This is a genomic window from Methanopyrus sp. KOL6 (assembly GCF_002201915.1).
Classification (GTDB): Archaea; JAADCQ01; Methanopyri; order Methanopyrales; family Methanopyraceae; genus Methanopyrus.
In genome coordinates, this window is sequence record NZ_CP019470.1 from 602,419 (window position 1) to 622,545 (window position 20,127).

Genomic DNA, 20,127 nt, shown 5'->3' on the forward strand with positions numbered 1-20,127 from the left:
TCAACCGTGCTCGAATCCCTTCCACACTGGGTATGGTCTAACTTCCTTCATCCCACGTTTTTCGACCCTCTTAGCGGTCTCCAGTGCAAGTTCCGCGAGTTCTTCCGGGATAAGACCGGAGTCAACGGCACGCTCCAGATCCTCCTCGTCGATTATTTCGCGCTCCCCTTCCTCGGGTTCGACGACGTCAACCTCCAAATCCACGTACCGCACGCAGTTCTTGAACACCTCCAGCGGTGTCCCTATGTTGTAGTAGCGACCCTTCAGCTCACCGTCTTTGTTGAAATACTGGTGGACCGTAACCATTGAACCGTCTGGGAATATTGAGATGGCGTAATCACCTTCCTCAATTGGTTTGTCGATTCCATCGTAAAAGCCAGGTCCACGCATCTCACGACGCACCTTGAGGATTCCCTCCAGGGGGTCATACTCTATTACCTCAGGGTTCCTACCGAGCTTCTTGACTCCTTTCCCCGGTTTCACGTGGACGATGTCGATACTATCGCCTTCAGACGGCCCTTCCGACCTAGTTAGGCACTGGATCAGGCGCTCCGCAACGGCTTCCTCGTCTAGGTCATCCAGGAACGGTTCCACGGTATCTACGGCCACGCTACCGGCGAGACTGCGGCACTTGAAGTAATGATGACCCACTACAGTCGGTAGGACTTCGGAGCGCACGGAATCGAGCCTGCCTTTAGCTAGTGAATGGAGCTCTAACTCCACCTCACGAACCTCTCGGATAGGACCAGGTTCTGACATTTCCTCGGCACGCTTGAACAGCTGCTTGCGTTCCTCGATTAGACCTTCGATCTCTTCCGCTAGCTCTTCCCCGGACTTGCCCTCGGCGGCGGTCCTCCAGATCAACCCCCACCCTTCCGGGACCAACGCTTCGCCGAGACGCTTCAGACGTTCACGCTCGCGTTCGTCCCGGATTTTGCGACTGACTCTGATCCCTTCAACGGGTACCAAGACGGCGTACTCGCCGGCCACCGTAACCTCCGTCGTCAGCTTGAGCGGACCGTCAGACACGGACTTCGCGACCTGTACTACGAGCTCCTCTCCTTCCTCCACGACCTCCGACTCGTCCTCGCTGAGAAAACCCTGAAGCCCGTCCCCGAGGTCTACGACGGCGACCCCAGCCCGATCATCGATTTCACGGACTACGCCCTTGAATACGCTCCCTTCTCCGATCTTGTCGACCGTAACTGTAGCCCAAACCTCCGACTGGAGGACGTTCACGAGTTCTCGAACGTCATCTGCCGGGCCCTGGATCTCGATGCCGTGTCGATCCCTCGTGTCCCGGACGTCCACGTCGGGCGAACCGGAGTCGAACTCTGCATCGGGGAACCGCCGTCTGATGTCGTCGGAGGGTTGGGTGACTGTGAACCCGTGATCCAGGCAAATCTTAGTGAGCGCCGTCGAGTATATACCACGTATCCTGACCTTACAGGACACCTAGAGCACCCCCCGGGGGAAGCGGATGGGAGACCCAGAGGTTCTCCTCGAGGTCTACGAGGTGATCCGTAACCGTATCGAGGAGCGTCCGGAGGGATCTTACGTCGCGGATCTCACTGAGGGCGACGATACTAAACCGGCCATCAACAAGATCTGCGAGAAGATCATCGAGGAGTCAGGAGAGCTCATCCTCGCGGCTAAGGACAGGGACCGGGAAGGCGTAGTTTATGAATCCACCGACCTAATCTTCCACGTGTTGGTCTTACTCGCGTACCTAGGGATAGAGATAGGGGAAGTGTTCGATGAGTTCGAGCGGAGAAGGAGATGAGCTGCCAGACCTCCCGGTGCCTGAGGATTGCAAGTACGTCTACTACGTAGTCCTGTTTCAGAACCCAGAAGACAAGAACTGGGACCTTTTCGCAGTGATCCGCGGCTATCCGGGTCTTAAGGAGCCGTATGCTATAGCCGTCCACCTTGCGCGTGTGGTCGAAGACGCACTGAAGGAGGTAGACGAAGAGCTGGATGTGGAGCTCCAAATAATCCCGGTAGGAGGCGAGAAGGGTATCCCGGAGGAGAAAACCGCGAAACTGTTAGAAGCCGTCGACGGGCTCCTTGAGACAGCAGCCCAGTGTGCCAGAGGGCCCGAACGAGTGGATGACGAATTCTGAGGACGGTGACCGTCTGGGATGATCGGTGCGGGCGAGGCCGACATGGATCGAGTCGTTATCATCGGCGCAGGACCGGCAGGACTCTTCGCGGCCCGAGAAGTGGCGCTTAGGACCGAGCGAGACGTAGAGGTAGTAGTGTACGAACAAGGACCTAGCCTGGAAGACCGGCTGGAGAGCGGAGAAGTAATGCGCGGCGTGGGCGGAGCCGGTGGACTTTCAGATGGCGTGCTGAACCTCAGGCCAGACGTCGGGGGCGACTTGATTTCCATCGTAGGGGACAAGAAGTCAGCGAACAAACTCGTCGAGTACGTCGACGAAGTCTTCCTGAAGCACGGAGCACCGAAGGAACTCAAGGTACCCGAAGGCCCGAAGGCGGAGGAGATCGCACTCCGTGCAGCGGCAGCCGATGTCGAGTTCGTCCGGATTCCACAACGTCACATCGGCTCGGACAACTTGCCGAAGGTCGTAGGATCATTGGTCCGTGAACTGGAGGAGTTAGGGGTAAAAATCGTCCCGAAAACCAGAGTCGAGAGGATCCTGGCCGACGAATGCGTGCGAGGGGTTAAGCTCGAAGACGGACGTGAGGTAGAAGCGGACTACGTCATCGCGGCTCCTGGACGTGTCGGAGCCAACTGGATGATGCGTGAGGCGAAGCGGCTGGGGCTGCGGCTAAGATACAATCCCATAGACGTCGGCGTTCGAGTTGAGGTCCCTCGCATAATTATGGAACCTGTCGTGAAAGTATCGCTCGATCCGAAGTTCCGCACCCGGACCCCAACGTACGATGATCCGGTACGGACTTTCTGTGTGTGTCACGGCGGGTATGTGGTGAAGGAGAACTACGAGGGATTCGTGGGTGTAAACGGACACTCTTACCGGAGGAAGAAGTCCGAAAACACGAACTTCGCGTTCCTCGTCAGTATAGACTTGACTGAACCTGTAGAAAATACCATCGAGTACGGTAGATCGATCGGCCGATTGGCCACTACCATCGGCGGAAACAAACCGATAATTCAGCGGCTCGGAGACCTCCGCCGCGGAAGGCGGTCGACTTGGGATCGCATCAACAGGTCTCACGTTACACCTACTCTAACGGACGTCACGCCTGGGGATATCTCGATGGCACTCCCACACCGAGTCACGGTGAACATCATCGAAGGATTAGAACATCTCGACGAGGTAATACCAGGAGTAGCCTCCGATTCCACACTGCTATACGCACCGGAGATCAAGTTCTACTCGGCTCGAGTAGAAACGAACGAAAACCTGGAGACTAGAGTGGAGAACCTGTTCGTAGCCGGTGACGGCGCCGGATTATCCCGAGACATCGTGAACGCTGCCGCTACCGGAGTTATCGCCGGGCGTGCAGTCGCCGAGCGTATCGGTTAAGGGGGAAATCCATGCTATCCCACGCACTACTAGCCCTACTTATAGCCACCCAAACCGATGTTGGACACGACACTGGATGCTGCACAGTACTAGTGCACGTGCATCACGGATACGATGTAGTAGCGTACAGGAGAGACGCTAGATATCAAGCTGAAATACTGATCGTGCGCACGAAATGGGCTGGACGGAAGGCGATTAAAGAATACAAAGTTCAAGGCGGGTACTTTTGCCACACTGTAATTACGGAAGATGGATGGATAGTGACTATAGGAGGACGGGATATTCCTAAAGTGAATAGGGAACTTGAAAAACTTGGGGCAGAAATAGTATCCAGAGGCCGAATCAAGAAGGATGAAATCAAAAGAGCTGAAGAACTTCTTAAGGAGGCTAAGTGGGGACACTTCGTCGTAAAATCCCCGAGCGACGTCGTTGGAGTGGCGTCGTACGACTATAGAATCTCCTCATCGAAGGTCGACGTGTTCAGGATTAAGGACGGTGAGTACGTTAAGGTGACCAACAATCCGAGGTATTACAATCGGGGGCGATTCGAAGAGTTCGGTAAAAATCCCATCGACGCTGCCGTTAAGATCGCAGGGAAAGACCCGTACGGACTCCATCGACGGGATATAATCACGTACAAGTTAACGGTGAACAAAACGTCAAGCAGCGTCAAAGTTTGGGCTTCCTACGATGGCGGAGCGCTACTCGAAGGGGCTAACGGAGAGCCGGACCCGATCCGATTCATGGGCAAGACGGTAGAAGCCAGCGATATTCCGAGGATTCCCAAGAGGAAACCGCTAGGAGAAGTGATATTACGGGTGAGCGGAGGGCACAAGGGCGAGGGAGAGTTACCCAATCCCGCCGCCGTAGCCGCGGCCTTGATCAGTGGAGCCGTGTTCGTGGCGTTTCTAGGACAGTTATCGCTCCAGAGGCGAAATCTTTATTAAATACCTAGAGGTGATGGAGGGCTTGGACCAAGGGCCCGCAGCTCAGCCTGGCAGAGCGCGGCCCTTGCGAGGCCGTGGCCCCGGGTTCAAATCCCGGCGGGTCCACCAACCACAAATCGTTATGTTCCTCAAAACATTTCGGACCCTCGATATCGCAAGAACTAGGGGTGATGACAATGAATGGCAAGATCTTAACGGCTATAGGGGTAGCAGTATGCTTAGTATTAGCTACCGGCGTAGTAGCGTTCAACCCTGTAAGTAAAGTCAAGGAGTTCGACCCTAAGCATGCTTTAGACTTTGCTAAGAAGGTATGTAATCTAGGACCACGCTATGGAGGCAATGAGGCAGAGCTGAAAGCAGCCAACATGATGGAAGCGGAGCTGAGGAAATATGGACTTAACGTACGCAAGGAAAAAGTCGATTTAGGTGGCGGTAAATATACGTACAACGTGATAGGAGAAATCAAAGGGACTGATGAACCAAATAAGTATGTGATTGTTGGATCCCACATCGATTCGCCAGGATTCTGTGAAGGTGCTACAGATGATGCGGCAGCAATGGGAATTCAAGTCGAAATGGCACGAATACTTGCTAAGAATTTCCGTCCGAAGAAAACTGTATTGATAATTGGATTCGGTGGTGAAGAGCTATGGTTCAAAGGATCAGAGGCTTTCGTAAAGAAACACCCAGAGATTGTTAAGAATTGTGAAGTAGTAATCGACCTTAACTGTGTAGGTGCCGGACAGAATGTGTTCCTAACTCGGAAGAGTGCGAAACCGGAACCGGTAGAGGGGGATCCGAAGCTCATCAAACTTCTGGAAGAGTGTGCGAAAGAACTTGGACACCCGGTCATGGTAGGAGACACGACGTATCCGAGCGACACCTACCCGTTCTATCATAACAGGACCAAACGCGTCCCCGTGTGTCAGGTGATGAGTCAGCCGTTCGAAGTGCCACCGTGGAGTGAGTCCAACACGGCGGACAAGTTAGACCCGAAGGACATGGAGAAAGTGGGAGAAACCGTCACCCTCGCTGTTGTGAAATTGACGAATGCCGAACCCGCTTCAAAACCGCTATGGGAAGCGAAGCGCGCCGAGGAGTCCGGCGGTGCAGGTCGGCTTACGCCGGTATGGTGGGTGACCGCGCTTCTTGGAGTTACAGCCGCACTGCTCCGGCCTCGGGGGAGATAAGATTGTACGCACTACTGATCATAGACATGATCCGCGACTTCGTAGAGGAGGGAGCCCCACTGGAGGTTCCGAAGGCACGTCAACTAGTACCCCGTATCGCCCGTCTCGCGGATGAGTTCAGAGAGCGAGGTGGTCTGGTCGTCCACGTGTGGGACGAGCACTATCCGGATGATCCGGAGTTCAAAGTGTGGGGTGAACACGCCGTTGCGGGAACGGAAGGTGCGGAACCGGTAGAAGAGCTGAAACCGAAGGACGGCGACTTAGTAGTGCGGAAGCGGAAGTATAGTGGATTCTACGGCACGTCTTTGGACTACGACCTACGATCCAGGAACGTGAAAGAGATCTACCTCACGGGAGTGTGCACGGATATCTGCGTACTCTTCACATGCGCGGACGCGCTCATGCGAGGGTATCGAGTGTACGTAGTAAGGGACTGCGTGGCGTCACTTGAGGAGGAATCCCACAGGTTCGCTTTGAATCACATGGAAAAGCTCGGGGCGGAGGTAATCGATTCGGAGGAGGTGTTGGGGGACTGACCGCTGTGAAGAAGATACTTGCGTTGGTGGACGGTGAGCACTACACCCCCGTAACCAGAGAGGCGTTGGAGACCGTAGAGGAATTGGACCTAGGAGAACTCGTAGGTGCCGTGTTCATCGGAGGGACCGAGAAGATCAGCGAGCCCGAGACCGTCAAACGTGAGCTGGGTGTACGGGTCTGGCTACCGGAATCCGAGGGCGAGATACCGGTAGACTTGATCGTCGAGGTAATCGAGGAAGAGGACGTAGATGTGGTGCTGGACCTGAGTGACGAGCCCGTGGTCAGTCCTGACGACAGGTTTGAGATAGCCTCAGCAGTACTCTCGGCGGGAGCGGAGTACTGGTGCCCGGACCTCCGGCTGAAGCCGGTGGAGTTCCACGATGTCCTCGAGAAGCCGTCGCTTCGGATCATAGGAACAGGAAAGAGAGTTGGCAAGACCGCCGTCTCCGCCTACACCTGTCGTGTGCTCAATGCACGGGGTTACAACCCGTGTGTAGTGGTAATGGGTCGTGGAGGACCGAGGGAACCCGAAATAGTGCGTGGGGACGAGATCGAGCTGACCCCAGAGTACCTATTGAAAGAAGCCGAGAAAGGTAAGCACGCGGCGAGCGATCACTGGGAAGACGCGCTCCTCAGCAGGATTCCGACGGTCGGGTGTCGACGGTGCGCGGGTGGATTGGCGGGACGCACCTTCACCACGAACATCGTGCGCGGTGCCAAGGTAGCTAACGAGTTGCCGGCCGACTTCATCGTGGTCGAAGGCAGCGGCGCGGCCGTACCACCGATCAAAACGGACGCGGGTATCGTGATCGTCGGGGCCAACCAGCCACTAGAGCACATCGGCGGGTACTTAGGCCCCTACAGGATCCGGATGTGCGATCTGGCTATCATCACGATGTGCGAGGAACCGATGGCGGACGACGCGAAAATCAGGAAGGTCGAGCGCACCGTCCGGGAAGCCGGAGACGGCATCGAAGTATTACTTTCGGTATTCCGACCTAAACCCACCGAGGACGTGGAGGGTAAGCGTGCGGTATTCGTAACGACGGCACCTAATGAGGTCGTCCCGAGACTCGTCGAGCACCTAGAAGAGGAATACGGGTGTGAGATCGTCGGGACGTCGCCGCACCTCAGCAACCGTCCGAAGCTCCGCAAAGACCTGAAGAAGTACATCGACGGGGCGGACGTACTGCTCGCGGAGCTGAAGGCAGCCGCCGTCGACGTGGCCACTAGGGAGGCCCTGAAGGCCGGACTGGACGTGGTGTACGTGGACAACGTCCCTATTGCCGTCGGAGGTGATTACGACCACGTGGGTGACGCCGTGGAGAACGTAGCCGAGCTGGCGATCGATCGGTTCGAGGGTTAATCACTGTCGATCCCGAGCACCACCTCGGCGAAGGCGCGCTCAACGTCTGTCCGCTCCACGAACCGACTTCCCCGCGACGCCGCGATCTTTCCGGCCCGTTTACCGATTTCCTCCGCCAGCCGTTGGACGTGATCCCTGAGAGTTTCGGAGGCTTTCCGACTTACACGTACGTCCCCTCCGGCCGCCCTTAAGGCCCGGTCGAACGGAGCCACCGGCAACTTCTTCCGCACGCAGCTTCCACCCTACGGCGCTAGGTACTCGGGAGCGTAATTATAGGTCTCGGGGGTCGGAATTGACGAAGGTACTGGTGGAGCCGGATCCGGAGGAGGTGAAGCAGCTTTCGGAGGCCCTGGGACGACAACCGGTGATACTAGCAGGGATATGTGAGGCCGAGTATTGTGGCCGTGCCGAGTCGGTGGCCGGTCCCGCACTTCGAATCGCCATGTGCAAACCGGACGGCACGTTCATCCTCCACAACGCAATGGAGAAGCGAGAACCGACCAACTGGAACCCCGCACCGTCCAGACAGTCGATCGAAGTCCGAGACGGATGTGTCGTGCTTAGATCTCGAAGACTGGACGTTCCAGAGGAAGTCGTGGTGTATTTCCACCGGGTGTTCCTAGCCTGCTCGCTGCCGAAGGAAGGGGCTAAGAGTGAGGATTCCGTGTTCTACTTATTCAAATCCGAAGAGGACATGAAACGTGTAATCCGAGAGAATCCCAGCGTCATCGAGCCGGGATTTCGCCCCGTGAGTGAGGAAGTGGAGTGCGAAGCCGGTGTGGCTGACATGGTCGGCTACGATGAGAAAGGTAGGTTCATCGTGTTAGAGCTGAAGCGAGCCCGAGCTGGTGTGAGTGCGGCGTCTCAGCTGCGCAGATACGTGGAGGCATTTCGAGAAGAACGATGTGAGGAAGTACGCGGAATACTAGTCGCTCCGTCCGTGACCGACAAGTGCCGACGCCTCTTAGAGAAGTACGGGCTAGAGTGGAAGAAGTTAGAACCCGAACCGCTGAGAGAGGATGGTGGTAAGAAGCAGTGCACTCTCACGGAGTTCTTGGATGGGGAGGGAGACTGATCGTGGTTAGGGTGAAGATCTGCGGTGTAACCAGGCCCGAGGATGCAGCGACAGCCGACGAGGCGGGAACCGACGCCGTCGGTTGCGTTGTAGAAGTTCCCGTTTCCACACCACGAAAAGTGTCCGTGGAGCACGCGAACGAGGTGTTCTCCGTAGTTTCACCGTTCGTGTCGAGGGTCGCAGTGCTGATGGACAACCTAGAACCTGTCGACAGGCTGGAAGAAGCCACTGCCGTGCAACTTCATGGAACGGAGGACACGGAAACCTGTGAAAAGCTCAGCGAGCTTGGATTCGACGTCATCAAGACGTTCTGGGTGGATCAGCGAGGATACGTATGGTTGGGAGAGGAATCGATAAGGGAAGAAGTGCTAGTTGAGTACTGTGAAGTCGTGGACGCCGTGCTCTTGGACACCAAATCCGAGAGAGGTGGAGGATCCGGTGAGCGTCACAATTGGAACGTGTCGGCACGATTGGTTAGGCGACTGAGCGTACCAGTGATCCTTGCGGGTGGTCTGAACCCGGAGAACGTCAGGGAAGCCATCGAGACCGTCAACCCGTACGCCGTCGACACATCTTCAGGGGTGGAAAAAGAGCCGGGAATCAAGGATCCTGAGGCCATAGAGAAGTTCGTGAGGGTCACCAAGTCGACTTAGTCGTGACACTGCCATATCTCATCCACACGAACCATAATATCAGCGTTCCTACTACGGCAGCCATGATGAGGTACCTGAGGATCGGTGACACGGGTGAACCCGAGGAACCACCCTGTCGTTTCAACACCTCAGCCGATGCCGCGGACCCGGTACCGTAGGTGGACACGCTGCGCGCGGGTGAGCTACCGTTTGGAGATATCCCGGAAGCTAGTTCCACTCGCTTCGGACGGTTCGACAGGGACTCCTGACATTTAGTCGTGATAGCCGCGGTACCCGTCACTTTCGAAAATATGTGCTCAGACGGGAAACTACGGTCCTTAGTTACGGAAGCTGAAGTAACTCCGGAAGATACGATCGCGACTGAAGACACTCGTGTGGTAAGGATGGAGGTCGACCCTGGAGACGCCGACGTCCGCTCGCTTGACATCGTAGGACTCAGCATCGTGCTGAAGCTTGGAACGGTCGTGATTACCGGAGACACCCCCGCGGAGAACGGGTTGGGGACGAGGAGTTCCACAACGGCGGTAAACTCCTCTAAGATCCCATGGAGCACGGGGTTAAGAGTTACTGCCAAACAGCCGCACGGACCGTACTTACTCACCATCCTGGTGAGCGTCCCAAACGAGAACCGTCTGGCCGTTTCCCGAAACCTTCGCACCCACTTCTCGGCTTCCTCGAGCTTTCCGAGCTGGTATAGGACCTGATAGTGGTACGACCACCTCAGCAACTTGAGGCCGAAATCAGAGTTCAGAATCACAAACATCCGGCCCTCTATCGACTCGACCACGTACGGGTTCAGCCTCTCCAAGTGCCGCACGACCTCTTGATCCAAGACGAACCGTTGAGCGAGCTCGAAAAATAGCTGCCCCAGTACTCCGGCGATAGCTTTCTCGGCTACGGTAGTCGGATTCAATACCGTGGGAGTGAGCAGTATCATCCACGACATCAACCGTGAAACTCGATCCATTAAGTCGTTAGCCTCTCCCGCAGTACGAAGTGATAGCAACCAGCCCCTGTTCATCCACAGTGAGTGAAACTCTCGGGAGAGCTCACCGAACAGCTGGCGGATACGCAACGAGGACACCTCGTCGAGCACCAACGGATCGGGCAGGCCTCTGACTAGTATCGCAACGGCCAGAAGGCCACCGTAGAATTCGATCACGTCTTCCGCTAGAACACCCCAGAGCCTATCGGTCACGGGCTTCAGGACGGAATCGACGATGAGGAGGTCTATTCGGAGGAGTCCCGGGGCTGGCTCAGGACCTTCCGGGGTTAAGACGTTCTCGAGCTTGGACGAAAGGGAGCGAGCTAACATTTCCCACTCCTCGGGTTTCAAGCGCTCCGTCGCGGCCATGACACCCATCGTGTAGTCAGCGGGACAGTAGACGCACAATGCGGCCCTGATCGCGGCCTTCTCGATCGGCGTTCCGTTCACCTGGACGTCGTAGAGGAACTTCACCGCCCATGCTGCGTACCAGAGGGAGCCGGGTCGGAACGTCGGGCGCACGTCGACGTCACCTAGGGAAGCGGAGAACTTCCTGAGTACTTCTATACCTTTATCCAGGAGTTTCGGGTCCAACTGTATCGATGCAAGCGATTTACGGAAGTCCGGATCTCTACACCTGTCAAGGAGAGTTTTCAACAAGTTTGCTACGGCGAAGATGTCCTTCGGGGCCCTAAGAACGGCTTCGACGTGTGACTTGAGGAGCGTCCGCCCAGCCGGCATTCGGGCGAATATCGCCTCGAGCCCCTGGCATACGAGAACCGGTGAGTAAACGGGGGATCCAGATAACACGTAACGCCCTCCCACGCAGTTGACACCGGATGATCTTAGTAGAACCGCGAGAGACAGCCCACGATCGTTGAGAACATCTGCGGCGGATAGGACGAAGAAAGTGTTCTGCTTAACAGTGACCCATCTGGAAAGCATCCACGCCGTCTCAGACGGTATCAGCTCGGGGTTCAGTAAGCAGAGCATTCTACCCGTAGGTAGCACGGAGATATCTACGGTCGGATCACCCGGCGGGCCTACGGGCACCGACTGTCCTTCTAGAACGCGCAGGAGGTTCTCGATTTCGAGCTTAGCAGAAGTGACAATGAGATCTCTGATACGTTCCATCTCACGGTACAGCTTAGGGTAGCGAAGCCGGAGCTCCGACGGGTTACGAACGAGTGACTGCCACTCCTTCCACATGCGATCGAAGAGCTCCAGTGCCCTCTCCCCGTACTTGGCTATGTTCTCCGGTGAGAGCATCGACTCGAGGTCCTCGCCGTAGGTTTCGGACGCGAGCTTCAGGTACTCACGGAACAGCAGCGCGGAGACGTACTCACGGACCTCTTCCGAGGTCACAAGGCCGTAGACGTGCAGATGACGGGCCAACTTGACCGGCGTCGGCGATTCACCGTGAGCTTGCATGATGTGCAAGTGAGAGTGGAGCTCGGAAACGAGACGGCTAAAGTCCGTCCGGGCCATCCGTTCCACGTCATTCCAAGTGAGGCCCATCCACTCATAAATCCGGGTGCGCTTGAGGAGTTCCATGATCACGGGCTTCAGCTTCTCCTCCACCTCGGGATTACCCTCGAAGACGTGGAAGCACGAGTGCAGCAGCTTTACGAGTGTGTTGAGGTAGAAGTCATAAGCCGTAGAGGGCGCGGGTGGGAGGTAGCTCAGGACCACGGCGGACGTCCTCCACTTGACGTTGTAGAGCTCGCCGTTCGTCGGACACCACAGGTACACGTGGGGTACGTCGCCTAGGAGCACGGTCGGGAAGTCGATGTGAGACAAGAACGTGCGGCGCAACGGCAGCCACTCCAGCGTACCGTGAGATCCCACGTGTACGACGACGTCCACGTGATGCTTCAGCCAGAGATAAACTGCGAGGTAATAATGTGGCGGAGGTAGGAGCAATGAGTGGTAAGCGGCCATCCCCCAGAGTAGACCGCGTGGAGGTTGAGGTAATAATATGATGTTTCCGAACTTCAGTCCCGGCACGACGAACTCGTCGTTGACCACCATAACATCACCCGGTGGAAGACCCCATCCGAAGATACCGGTATGGTACCGCCGCTCGAACTCGCGACCCAGATCGACGGCACGTCGGAACGCGCGTTCCAGCTCGTTATGCCCAGACTTTCCGGCGGCGTAACGGAGCAGTGCGTCGACAAGATCCCGCAGAGCTTTCAGGACGTCGGTTGTGTCAGGTACCCCGAGGTTGTTCAGGAGAGTCTCAACGTCGCGTAACATGGCGTTCAGGTTGCGGGACAACGTCTCGAGTGATCTACCTTCCAGGGCTCGGCCTTTCAGGACTCGGTGCAAGAGCTCGGCGTATCCGTACAGGAGACCCGGAATACCGTACTCCACGTAGAGACGAACCGACTCGGGGAGCTGATTGTACCACTTCAAATACTCCGAGACGGGGATGGTCACGAGGTATGCGTGATGGTCGTACATGGTGCGGAGGTAGTCACCGTGCCACCAGCCCACGTTCACACCATACTTCTCGATCATCCTGGCTAACTTTTGGGAGGTTCTCTGAACTAGCTCGGCGGCCTCGTCCCAACGCCCTTCCCGCTCGAGTTGGGCTATCTTCAGGAGTTGATCATCCCAAGGCGTACTCACTCTGTAACCGGCCGCTTTCAGGTTCGCCATGATGTTGACGAGAGACCCGAAGACGTCCAATCCCGACGCCCGGATCGACTCCCTACCCGGAGGCCAGTCGTAGTACACTAGCGCGATCACCTTCCTATCGTTCGGTTTCTCGGACAGTTCTCTCCACCGATCTACTAGCTTCTGCACGATCTCGGCGTTCTGTCGATACGGTTCCCCGCCAAGGTGAGTGGGCGGTGTTACCACCTCGCCGTGGGAGTCAGGCATGATCACCTCGCGGAACAGCGCTCCGGTCGGATACCCTAAGAAGTCGGACCAGTAGACGTCAGGCTTGACACCTGCATCTGGTGTGTGGAACTGAAGCTGCGACGATGCCGTTACCGGCATCAAGAGTGGTAGGATTGGGAGCATCACCGCTATCGTGATACGAGGCGAGGTTCCCGGGCCCCCATTATCGCACTCGCGTTCCGCGGTTAGGAACCAGACTTTAAGACTCTAGCGTAGTGTGCTCCGCCGTATCTGCCCGCTTAATCGAATTCTGTAAGAGTTTCGGGGACGACTTCCGCGGTTTTAAGGAGAAAAGGTAATAATATTACCGCCTTAGGTAGCATAGGGGGTGACACTGTAGTGTCTAAGTTGTACTCCATAGTCACCGTCGCCGCGATGGTGTTGCTAACTGGCGCCGCTGCGAACCTTCAGGAGTACAAGGAGGCGTACTCGGCCGCTGCTAAAATAGAGGAGTACGGGGAAAAAGTCAGGGATTCTCTAAACATTATCGGCGGCTTCCAGCCACCGTGCGGTCTCAAGGTGGCACCCACGGCGTACCCGTACATGGCGTTCAAGGACGATAAGGATGTTATCAGTAAGGTGTTCCAGGGCACGGACGTAGCCGAATCCGAGTCGTGGACCGAGGTCGGTCCGGGAGACTTCAGGGCGCTGATCTACGGCATCCACGAACTGGGTGAGAACTGGTTCGAGCGAGTAAAGGTGGTCGCCGATCTGGCGCAGGAGCCGGCTGATTACGCGCTGAAGGTCCACGAGGAGACCCACGCATGGGAGGGAGCAGTTGAGAAGGTCGGAGAGACCTGGGAAGACTGGGAAGCCCACAAGGGTGACGAGAACCTGAAGACAGCCATTGCGTCGCGTGTGCTGGCGGTTCTAGGATTGGTCGTGTCCGAGAACTGGCGGGCCGTCTTCAACGAGACGAACAAAGCGGCTCAAATCGCCGAAAACGTGGGTAAAGTGACGATACCGGCGGGCGTCTACGGTAACGACGACCCGATCGAGCTGGACTTCAGCAAGTGCGAGAGTCCGGAGGACGTGACTAACGTGATTAAAAACAACCTAATCAAGGTAGTGTTCGGTACCGACGATTTGACACCGGATCGCGTGATCGAGCTGATCGACTTAGAGGCCAAGCATTTCGGGCTCGGCGACAACTTCGTGGAGACCTATATGGAGGGTGGCCAGTACCAGCCGCACGAGGGTGGCTTCACGGTAGAAGATATGAAGAAAGTGATCGAGATGTTCAAGAGCGATAATGACGTGTACGGACAGAAGCTATCCGAGGATGCCCTAGCATTTGCGATCCTGTTTAACATCGAGGACGTTTGGGCTACCTACGAAGAGTACGTGCACCAGTACGGACACTTCTTCCCACCGGCCGAGAGCGACCTCAAGCTGGCGTGCGACAAGGTCGAGGAGAACGCGAAGATTGTCGAGAACGTGTTGGATAAGCTGAACGCGTGGGCCGATGTGGGGATCACGAAGGCTAAGTTCGAGTCGAACCCACTGGAGTGCGCACCGGCGGTCAAGGACTGGGCCGTGGGCGAGCTGTTCAACGTCGTGGAGAGACTTGGAAGGAAGAAAGTCCCGGTGAACCCAGTAGCGGTACTGGTCGGACTGCTGGCGGTGCTGGCAGTCCTCCGGCGCCGCTAGTCCAAAGTCCTTCTTTTTGTGTTTCTTTTTCTTCATCACTTACGATCCCGAACGGGGGGTGCATGGTGTGAGGTTAGTTCATGGTGGGATACTATCTCTCGTACTATCTCTCGTCGCTGCCCTCTGCTTGTTGGGCGCCGCCGAGGCGGACCTCGTGAGTGATGTCCAACAGCGTTGTTGCGAGGCGGTGGACTGGCTCCTTAAGAACCAGCAATCGGACGGCGGTTGGTTGTACGAGGGGGTCCAGAAGTCCTCCGCAATGGACACAGGAGTAGTTCTACTGGGATTGTGCGAAGTGTACGATGAGCTTCCTAAGGATCAGCAGAGTAGAGTACGGGAAGCCGTAGACCACGGCGTCGAGTACATCCTGAAGTGTTGGGACGGCGACAGGAAGATGTTCTGGGATCACCCTAGCGGAGGAGGAAGGGAGGAGTACATGCCGATGTACACCGTTCACGCGCTGATGGGTCTCATCGCTGTCGAGAAGAAGTTCCCGGATATCGCTGAAAAACACGGTGTGAGTAAGTTCATCGATGAAGCCCTAAGAAAGCTGCTAAGTATGCAAAACGACGACGGATCGTGGAGCAACTTCGGCCCGGGTTCGTGGCAGAACCCGGGGCGGTGTACAGGACTCGTCGTATGGTTGGCGGAGTGGTCCGGGAGGTACGGACCCAGTGACGAGCGCATCGCAAGGGGCCTTAAGTACATCGAAAGTCATCTAGGGAAGTCGCCTTTAGGTGGGCTGATCTCCAGCAACGGGCCGAAGATCGACTTCACGGCTTGGGACATGCTGGCGTTCTACTTCTCGGGTGACGGGTATTACCGTGGTTTCGTGCCGAAGCTGCAGGAGGGAGTGCTAGGGTTCCAGCGTAAGGATGGTGCGTTCGCTGCTCACACGTCGGTGTACGACAGTGAGTACGGTCCGGAAGGAACCGCAGCTCCGTGTCCACACAAGACGGCGCGAGTGTTGTTCGCGTTGATGCTGACGGGAGCCGACCCGAACGACGACCGAGTGAAAAAAGCCGTGGAGTTCCTACTGAACACGAGAAGCCAATCAGAGGGAGCGTGGTTCTGGCCTACGATGAACGACCCATCGAAGCCGCAGGAAAACCCGATGAGGGCGTACTGTACGGGTTGGTGTCTAGCCGCACTGGGTGCGTGGCTGCAGAAGGCCAAGAGAGGCGGAGTACCGGTATCACCGTTGGCAGTGCTGGCGCTGGCGTTCATTCCAGCTCGTCGAGCTTGGCGGGCAGGTATTCCTTGACGACGTAGTCCAAGGAATACTTCGCGAACGCCTGCTGCTCGGCCTTCTTTCCGAGTTTTTCCAACAAATCAAGTTCTTTCTTCCAGAACGGGTCGTCGTACCGCGGATCTCGTCGTAACTCCTCTATCCTCTTGTAATCGGTCTTTTTCAGGGGTTCCGTGGGGAGGTTGTACTCGACGATGTCAGTGGCTGTGACGCCGATGAATTTAGCGTCGGGGCACGCAAGCTCCTCGTTGAGGTGAGCTGCTTTGGCGCTCCCACTCCTTATTACCATGTAAATGTGCCAGCCGTAGGGATCCCCGTCCGTGAACACGTACACTGGTAATCCCAATTCCTCGTTCAGACGTCGGAGCAATCGTCTGGTCGCCCGGGCGGCTTGACCTTTCAGCCCCACGATCAGCGCGTCCAGCTTCTCGTGAGCGCGCTCCTGGACGAGCCTACGGTACATACCCATGGTCTCGACGGCGATCACGCGTTCGGCGCCACAATCCAGTATCTCGACGTCGTCGACGTTAGGCGGAATGTTATAGCCGCTGATCCCGGCTCGCTCGGCGTGAATTTCGACACGGTTCTCCCGAACTAGTAAGTCACCGTATACGGCAGCACCGTCCTCCTCGGGCCATACACCGAACTCTTCACGCTTGAGGCCTAGCGTCGCCTCTAAGTCCTCCACGATCGAATCGCTTTCGCGCTGATCCTTGAAGTCGACTTCCCATCCTTCACTAGTGTAGTAGATTTCCCTGAGAGTAGCGGAGCGTCCCTTCTCCACGAGTTCCTTGGCGAAAGCGGCGACGCTCAGCATCTGGGCTAACTTCTTGGAGCCTTTCAAGGTGCGTGGACGGCGCTCGAGCTTATCAGGACCGAGTGTGAAGATTCCACGCTTGGGATCGTAACGGATGTTGGAAGTTGTACGCTTCGGTATTCGAACTGGTTCGTCCTTCTCCACGCACTTCATGACTTGCTTCGCGAACTCGCGGAGGCGTTGTAGCGCTTCGGACATCCCGAGGTTCCCTAGGGTACCTTGAGGGGTGAGATGTTAGAGGATGTCGGGGGGCTCCGAGTCTTTCCATAGGCGCAGCTTCTCGCGCTTCATCTTGCGACGCTGGTCCTCGAGGAACCGGTACACGCGCCCGTGCGGAGCACCCGAGGCGAGCATTTCGATCGCCTTCCTCGCGATCTGAAGTTGTCTGGGTGTTCCGATAAGGGCCACCGTCTTGCCGCGGATGGACACGTCGGCACCGCTGAGCTCCTCGATAAGTTGTCGAGTGCGCCCCTCTCGACCTATGATCCTAGCCCTCTGCCGCTCCAACGCCTTCGGGTTGCGGCCGACAAGCTCGTACAGATCGATTACTTCGAGACTTGCGTCCTCCTCCCTCAGGAGTCGGAACGCACGCTCAGGGGAGAACCCACGACCTATGGCCAACACACATTCTTTGGCTTTGATGAGATCGAGCGGATCCTTAACACGCTCGGTGGGACGGATCTCGACATCGCCCGTCTTGCTGTCTATGCGCAGTTCAACTCCCGTCTTTTCTTCGATGTAGCGCTTGGTCTCGCCGTCCTCACCTATCAGCACTCCGACGCGATCTTTAGGGATCTTCACGCGCTCAGCGCTTTCGTAGAACTCGTCGGCCAGCTCCGCCAAGTTCTCACCCCCGGACGTACTCGAGGACCTCTTCTAACGTGGGAGTATCAACTCTCAGGCGCTCGAAGAACCGGATGAGGTTCCGCAAATCACGTATCAACAGCTCTTCGGCGATAGGATGATCCAGCACGACCCCTTGGGAGAAATCTATGATCACGTAGTCGCCCTCGCCCCGGTAGAGGATGTTGTACTCGCTGAGGTCGCCATGGACTATCTCGGCTTTACGATACATCCTGCGGTAGTCATCGAGGATATTCGAGAAAACGTCTTCCGCGTATTCTTCCTCCGGAGGATTGTCCTTCATCAACGGGTACGGATTCCCTTCGTCATCCCCTATGAATTTCATAATCAGTACATTGTTCAAGTGAGCGATCGGTTCAGGACACCTTACACCGGCTCCGTAAGCTCGGGTTAAGTTCTTGAATTCCTTCTCGGCCCAGGCATAGACGATGCGGTGTCGCTTTCGCCCGATGTTCTCGAATCTGGGATCGCCCCGGATATACCTCCACATCCGGCGGAAGTCGCTGGTAGCGACGCGGTAAATCTTGACGGCAACTAGCTCGTCGCCACGGATTCCCCTGACGACGTTGGCTTCCTTCCCAGTCTTCACGAACCCCATGAGCCCGTCGATATACCCACGCCTGGACAGCTCGTACAGGGTCATTAGGGTGTACTGGTCGAAGACTTCCTCTTCTACCTTCAGGTCTTCCAGGGTTTTCTCCAGTCTTTTGACCTTTCCTGGTTTCGGCTCCAGTTCCTCGATCGCGGAGAAATACTTATCCTCGGTCAAAGTCAGGCGCCCGGTATAATCTCCTCGAGGAGTTCGGTCACTCGTTCGTCCAATTTACCCTTGCGCTTCAGCCAGTCGACCTGTACCCTAGTATACCTCCATGTAACGTCGGCGCGTTCAGGTTGGAATTCCCATGGTTTCACGAGAACAACGTCTCCCTCCCTGATCCAGACACGCTTCCGCATCTTTCCGGGTATCCTCGCCACTCTAGTCTTTCCGTCGACACATCTCACCTGCACTCGGTCGTTACCCAACATTTTCTCCACGACTCCGAATATTTCACCTTCCTTTGGGAGTCTGATCTTCTTCAGAGTCTCGTCGTCGATACGCTTGCCCATCTGCGTCACCCCCGTCTTTAGCCGGTCTCACGAGCTTAAGTACTTCCTCGGAAACTCGGACGCACGCCAGTAGCGCGTCGATACCGGACAGCACCTTCACAGGGCTCCGAGCCTCGAACATCACTCTGACGCGGTTCCCTCGCATACCGATCTCGTGGTGGAAACCTTTGGGTCCACCCTCCCACAGAACGCCGGAAGCTACTTCGGCGGGCAGTTCGAGGACGAGCTCTCCTTCGAGTCGCGAGTCGCCATCAACCCCTTTATGATGGCGCATTCATAGCTTTCCTTACTGGTCTCAGGATCTCGGAGAGGTACCTCGCGGCGTTTTCCTTCAAGTCGAGCGGGTGGAGCTCACCGTCGATGAAGTCCCGCTCCAGCTCTTCGTAGCTGGTGTAAGTGACGTTTCCACCGTATTTCTTCGGACGTTCGATCGTAACCTCATCGTACTCCCGGAATATGAAGTACCGGTAGATCTCGAGAACCGGGTTGCCTTCGGCTTCGCGGGCCGGACAGTACGCCTTACGAAGCTTCTCTCGGATGACCTCCGGCTCGTCATCGACGGCGATGAAATTGTTCCTGCTTGAGGACATCTTCTCGTCTCCGTCGAGCCCGTGGATGATCGGGGTGTGTAAGCACGTCGGCGAGTCGTAACCTATCTTGGGAAGCACGTCCCGGGCTAACATGTGGATTTTGCGCTGTTCGAGCCCACCGATAGCCAGATCGACGTTCAGGTGCACGATATCCAGTGCCTGCATAAGGGGGTAAACGACCTGGGATACCGGAGGATTTTCCTCACTCCTGGCGATCATATCCATGCTGCGTCGGGCTCGGCGCATGGTAGTATGGCGAGCCATCCGGTACACGTCCAGCGCGTAGTCTTCGTCCAGCTGAAACTCCGACCCGAGGACGAACTCGGTCTTGTTCGGGTCCAAACCCATCGCCAGGAAGCATCGGCGGTTGTAATCCGCCAGTTCACGCACCTCCTCTAACGTGCCTTTCTCGTTGAGATATGCGTGGAGATCTGCTAGGAGTATGATCACATGGAAACCGGCCTCTTGGAGATCGATCATCTTGTCGATGACTAGCTTGTGACCGAGGTGAACTTTACCCGAGGGCTCGAACCCGACGTACGCTACGGGTTCTTCTTTTTCCTCGAGAAGTTGCCGAAGCTCCTCTTCAGTTACGACCTCGACGGCGTTTCGGGTTACGAGTTTCAACCTCTCCTCGACGTCCACGGACGAGACCCCCTGACGGCGTCCCGCGTC

Annotated in this window: 20 protein-coding genes and 1 tRNA gene; 12 read left to right on the plus strand and 9 right to left on the minus strand. The window is 56.5% G+C overall.

Going from position 1 to position 20,127, the window contains the following annotated elements; genetic code table 11:
• Positions 1-1,455 carry a ribonuclease E/G gene (locus tag BW919_RS03435; protein ID WP_088335662.1) on the minus strand — a complete coding sequence of 485 codons (1,455 nt, stop codon included), beginning with the start codon at positions 1,453-1,455 and terminating at the stop codon, positions 1-3.
• A gap of 25 nt (positions 1,456-1,480) precedes the next feature.
• On the opposite strand from BW919_RS03435, the gene hisE reads away from it, so the two are divergent.
• The 8 genes from hisE (at position 1,481) to BW919_RS03475 (ending at position 7,552) form a co-directional block, all read left to right on the plus strand.
• The gene (hisE, locus tag BW919_RS03440; protein WP_088335663.1) at positions 1,481-1,783 is read left to right on the plus strand and encodes a phosphoribosyl-ATP diphosphatase; all 303 of its coding nucleotides are present in this window, start codon (positions 1,481-1,483) and stop codon (positions 1,781-1,783) included.
• A complete protein-coding gene (locus BW919_RS03445) occupies positions 1,758-2,123 on the plus strand; it encodes a hypothetical protein (protein ID WP_088335664.1) in 366 nt (121 codons plus the stop codon). The genes hisE and BW919_RS03445 overlap by 26 nt, the downstream gene beginning before the upstream one ends.
• A gap of 42 nt (positions 2,124-2,165) precedes the next feature.
• Complete coding sequence (locus tag BW919_RS03450; protein ID WP_088336484.1) at positions 2,166-3,512, plus strand: NAD(P)/FAD-dependent oxidoreductase; 1,347 nt, start codon at positions 2,166-2,168, stop codon at positions 3,510-3,512.
• 11 nt (positions 3,513-3,523) lie between these two features.
• On the plus strand, positions 3,524-4,459 hold the full coding sequence (locus BW919_RS03455) for a hypothetical protein (RefSeq protein ID WP_088335665.1): 936 nt from the start codon (positions 3,524-3,526) through the stop codon (positions 4,457-4,459).
• Positions 4,460-4,490: 31 nt separating this feature from the next.
• Positions 4,491-4,567 (plus strand) — tRNA-Ala (locus BW919_RS03460).
• Between the two features lie 68 nt (positions 4,568-4,635).
• A complete protein-coding gene (locus BW919_RS03465) occupies positions 4,636-5,649 on the plus strand; it encodes a M28 family metallopeptidase (protein WP_157665965.1) in 1,014 nt (337 codons plus the stop codon).
• A 2-nt stretch (positions 5,650-5,651) separates the two neighbouring features.
• Entirely contained in the window at positions 5,652-6,185 is a 534-nt protein-coding gene (locus BW919_RS03470) for a cysteine hydrolase family protein (protein ID WP_088335667.1), read from the plus strand.
• Positions 6,182-7,552 (plus strand): cyclic 2,3-diphosphoglycerate synthase, encoded by a 1,371-nt coding sequence (locus tag BW919_RS03475; RefSeq protein ID WP_088335668.1) that lies wholly within the window; start codon positions 6,182-6,184, stop codon positions 7,550-7,552. The genes BW919_RS03470 and BW919_RS03475 overlap by 4 nt, the downstream gene beginning before the upstream one ends.
• Here BW919_RS03475 and BW919_RS03480 read toward each other — a convergent pair.
• Positions 7,549-7,782, minus strand: coding sequence for a histone family protein (locus BW919_RS03480; protein ID WP_088335669.1), 234 nt, complete (start codon positions 7,780-7,782; stop codon positions 7,549-7,551). The two genes, BW919_RS03475 and BW919_RS03480, sit on opposite strands and share 4 nt — an antisense overlap.
• Positions 7,783-7,844: 62 nt before the next feature.
• Here BW919_RS03480 and nucS point away from each other — a divergent pair, with 62 nt between their 5' ends.
• On the plus strand, positions 7,845-8,627 hold the full coding sequence (nucS, locus tag BW919_RS03485; protein WP_088335670.1) for an endonuclease NucS: 783 nt from the start codon (positions 7,845-7,847) through the stop codon (positions 8,625-8,627).
• Between the two features lie 2 nt (positions 8,628-8,629).
• Complete coding sequence (locus BW919_RS03490; protein ID WP_157665967.1) at positions 8,630-9,280, plus strand: phosphoribosylanthranilate isomerase; 651 nt, start codon at positions 8,630-8,632, stop codon at positions 9,278-9,280.
• On the opposite strand, the gene BW919_RS03495 is transcribed toward BW919_RS03490, so the two are convergent.
• A complete protein-coding gene (locus tag BW919_RS03495) occupies positions 9,264-13,298 on the minus strand; it encodes a cobaltochelatase subunit CobN (RefSeq protein ID WP_088335672.1) in 4,035 nt (1,344 codons plus the stop codon). The genes BW919_RS03490 and BW919_RS03495 overlap by 17 nt on opposite strands.
• Before the next feature lie 216 nt (positions 13,299-13,514).
• On the opposite strand from BW919_RS03495, the gene BW919_RS03500 reads away from it, so the two are divergent.
• Positions 13,515-14,825: a hypothetical protein gene (locus tag BW919_RS03500; protein ID WP_088335673.1), complete on the plus strand. Its 1,311-nt coding sequence runs from the start codon at positions 13,515-13,517 to the stop codon at positions 14,823-14,825.
• 67 nt (positions 14,826-14,892) lie between these two features.
• Positions 14,893-16,089 (plus strand): prenyltransferase/squalene oxidase repeat-containing protein, encoded by a 1,197-nt coding sequence (locus BW919_RS03505; RefSeq protein ID WP_088335674.1) that lies wholly within the window; start codon positions 14,893-14,895, stop codon positions 16,087-16,089.
• On the opposite strand, the gene BW919_RS03510 is transcribed toward BW919_RS03505, so the two are convergent.
• Genes BW919_RS03510 through BW919_RS03535 form a run of 6 tightly spaced genes read right to left on the minus strand, consistent with a single transcriptional unit; the run spans position 16,049 to position 20,097 of the window.
• The gene (locus BW919_RS03510; RefSeq protein WP_088335675.1) at positions 16,049-17,089 is read right to left on the minus strand and encodes a DNA topoisomerase IV subunit A; all 1,041 of its coding nucleotides are present in this window, start codon (positions 17,087-17,089) and stop codon (positions 16,049-16,051) included. The genes BW919_RS03505 and BW919_RS03510 overlap by 41 nt on opposite strands.
• Positions 17,090-17,125: 36 nt before the next feature.
• A complete protein-coding gene (locus tag BW919_RS03515) occupies positions 17,126-17,734 on the minus strand; it encodes a KH domain-containing protein (protein ID WP_088335676.1) in 609 nt (202 codons plus the stop codon).
• A gap of 4 nt (positions 17,735-17,738) precedes the next feature.
• A complete protein-coding gene (locus BW919_RS03520) occupies positions 17,739-18,524 on the minus strand; it encodes a serine protein kinase RIO (protein WP_198324664.1) in 786 nt (261 codons plus the stop codon).
• Positions 18,525-18,526: 2 nt separating this feature from the next.
• Complete coding sequence (eif1A, locus tag BW919_RS03525; protein WP_088335677.1) at positions 18,527-18,862, minus strand: translation initiation factor eIF-1A; 336 nt, start codon at positions 18,860-18,862, stop codon at positions 18,527-18,529.
• Positions 18,804-19,136, minus strand: coding sequence for a hypothetical protein (locus BW919_RS03530; protein WP_088335678.1), 333 nt, complete (start codon positions 19,134-19,136; stop codon positions 18,804-18,806). The genes eif1A and BW919_RS03530 overlap by 59 nt, the downstream gene beginning before the upstream one ends.
• Positions 19,123-20,097, minus strand: coding sequence for a tyrosine--tRNA ligase (locus tag BW919_RS03535; RefSeq protein WP_088335679.1), 975 nt, complete (start codon positions 20,095-20,097; stop codon positions 19,123-19,125). The genes BW919_RS03530 and BW919_RS03535 overlap by 14 nt, the downstream gene beginning before the upstream one ends.
• Positions 20,098-20,127 lie beyond the last annotated feature (30 nt).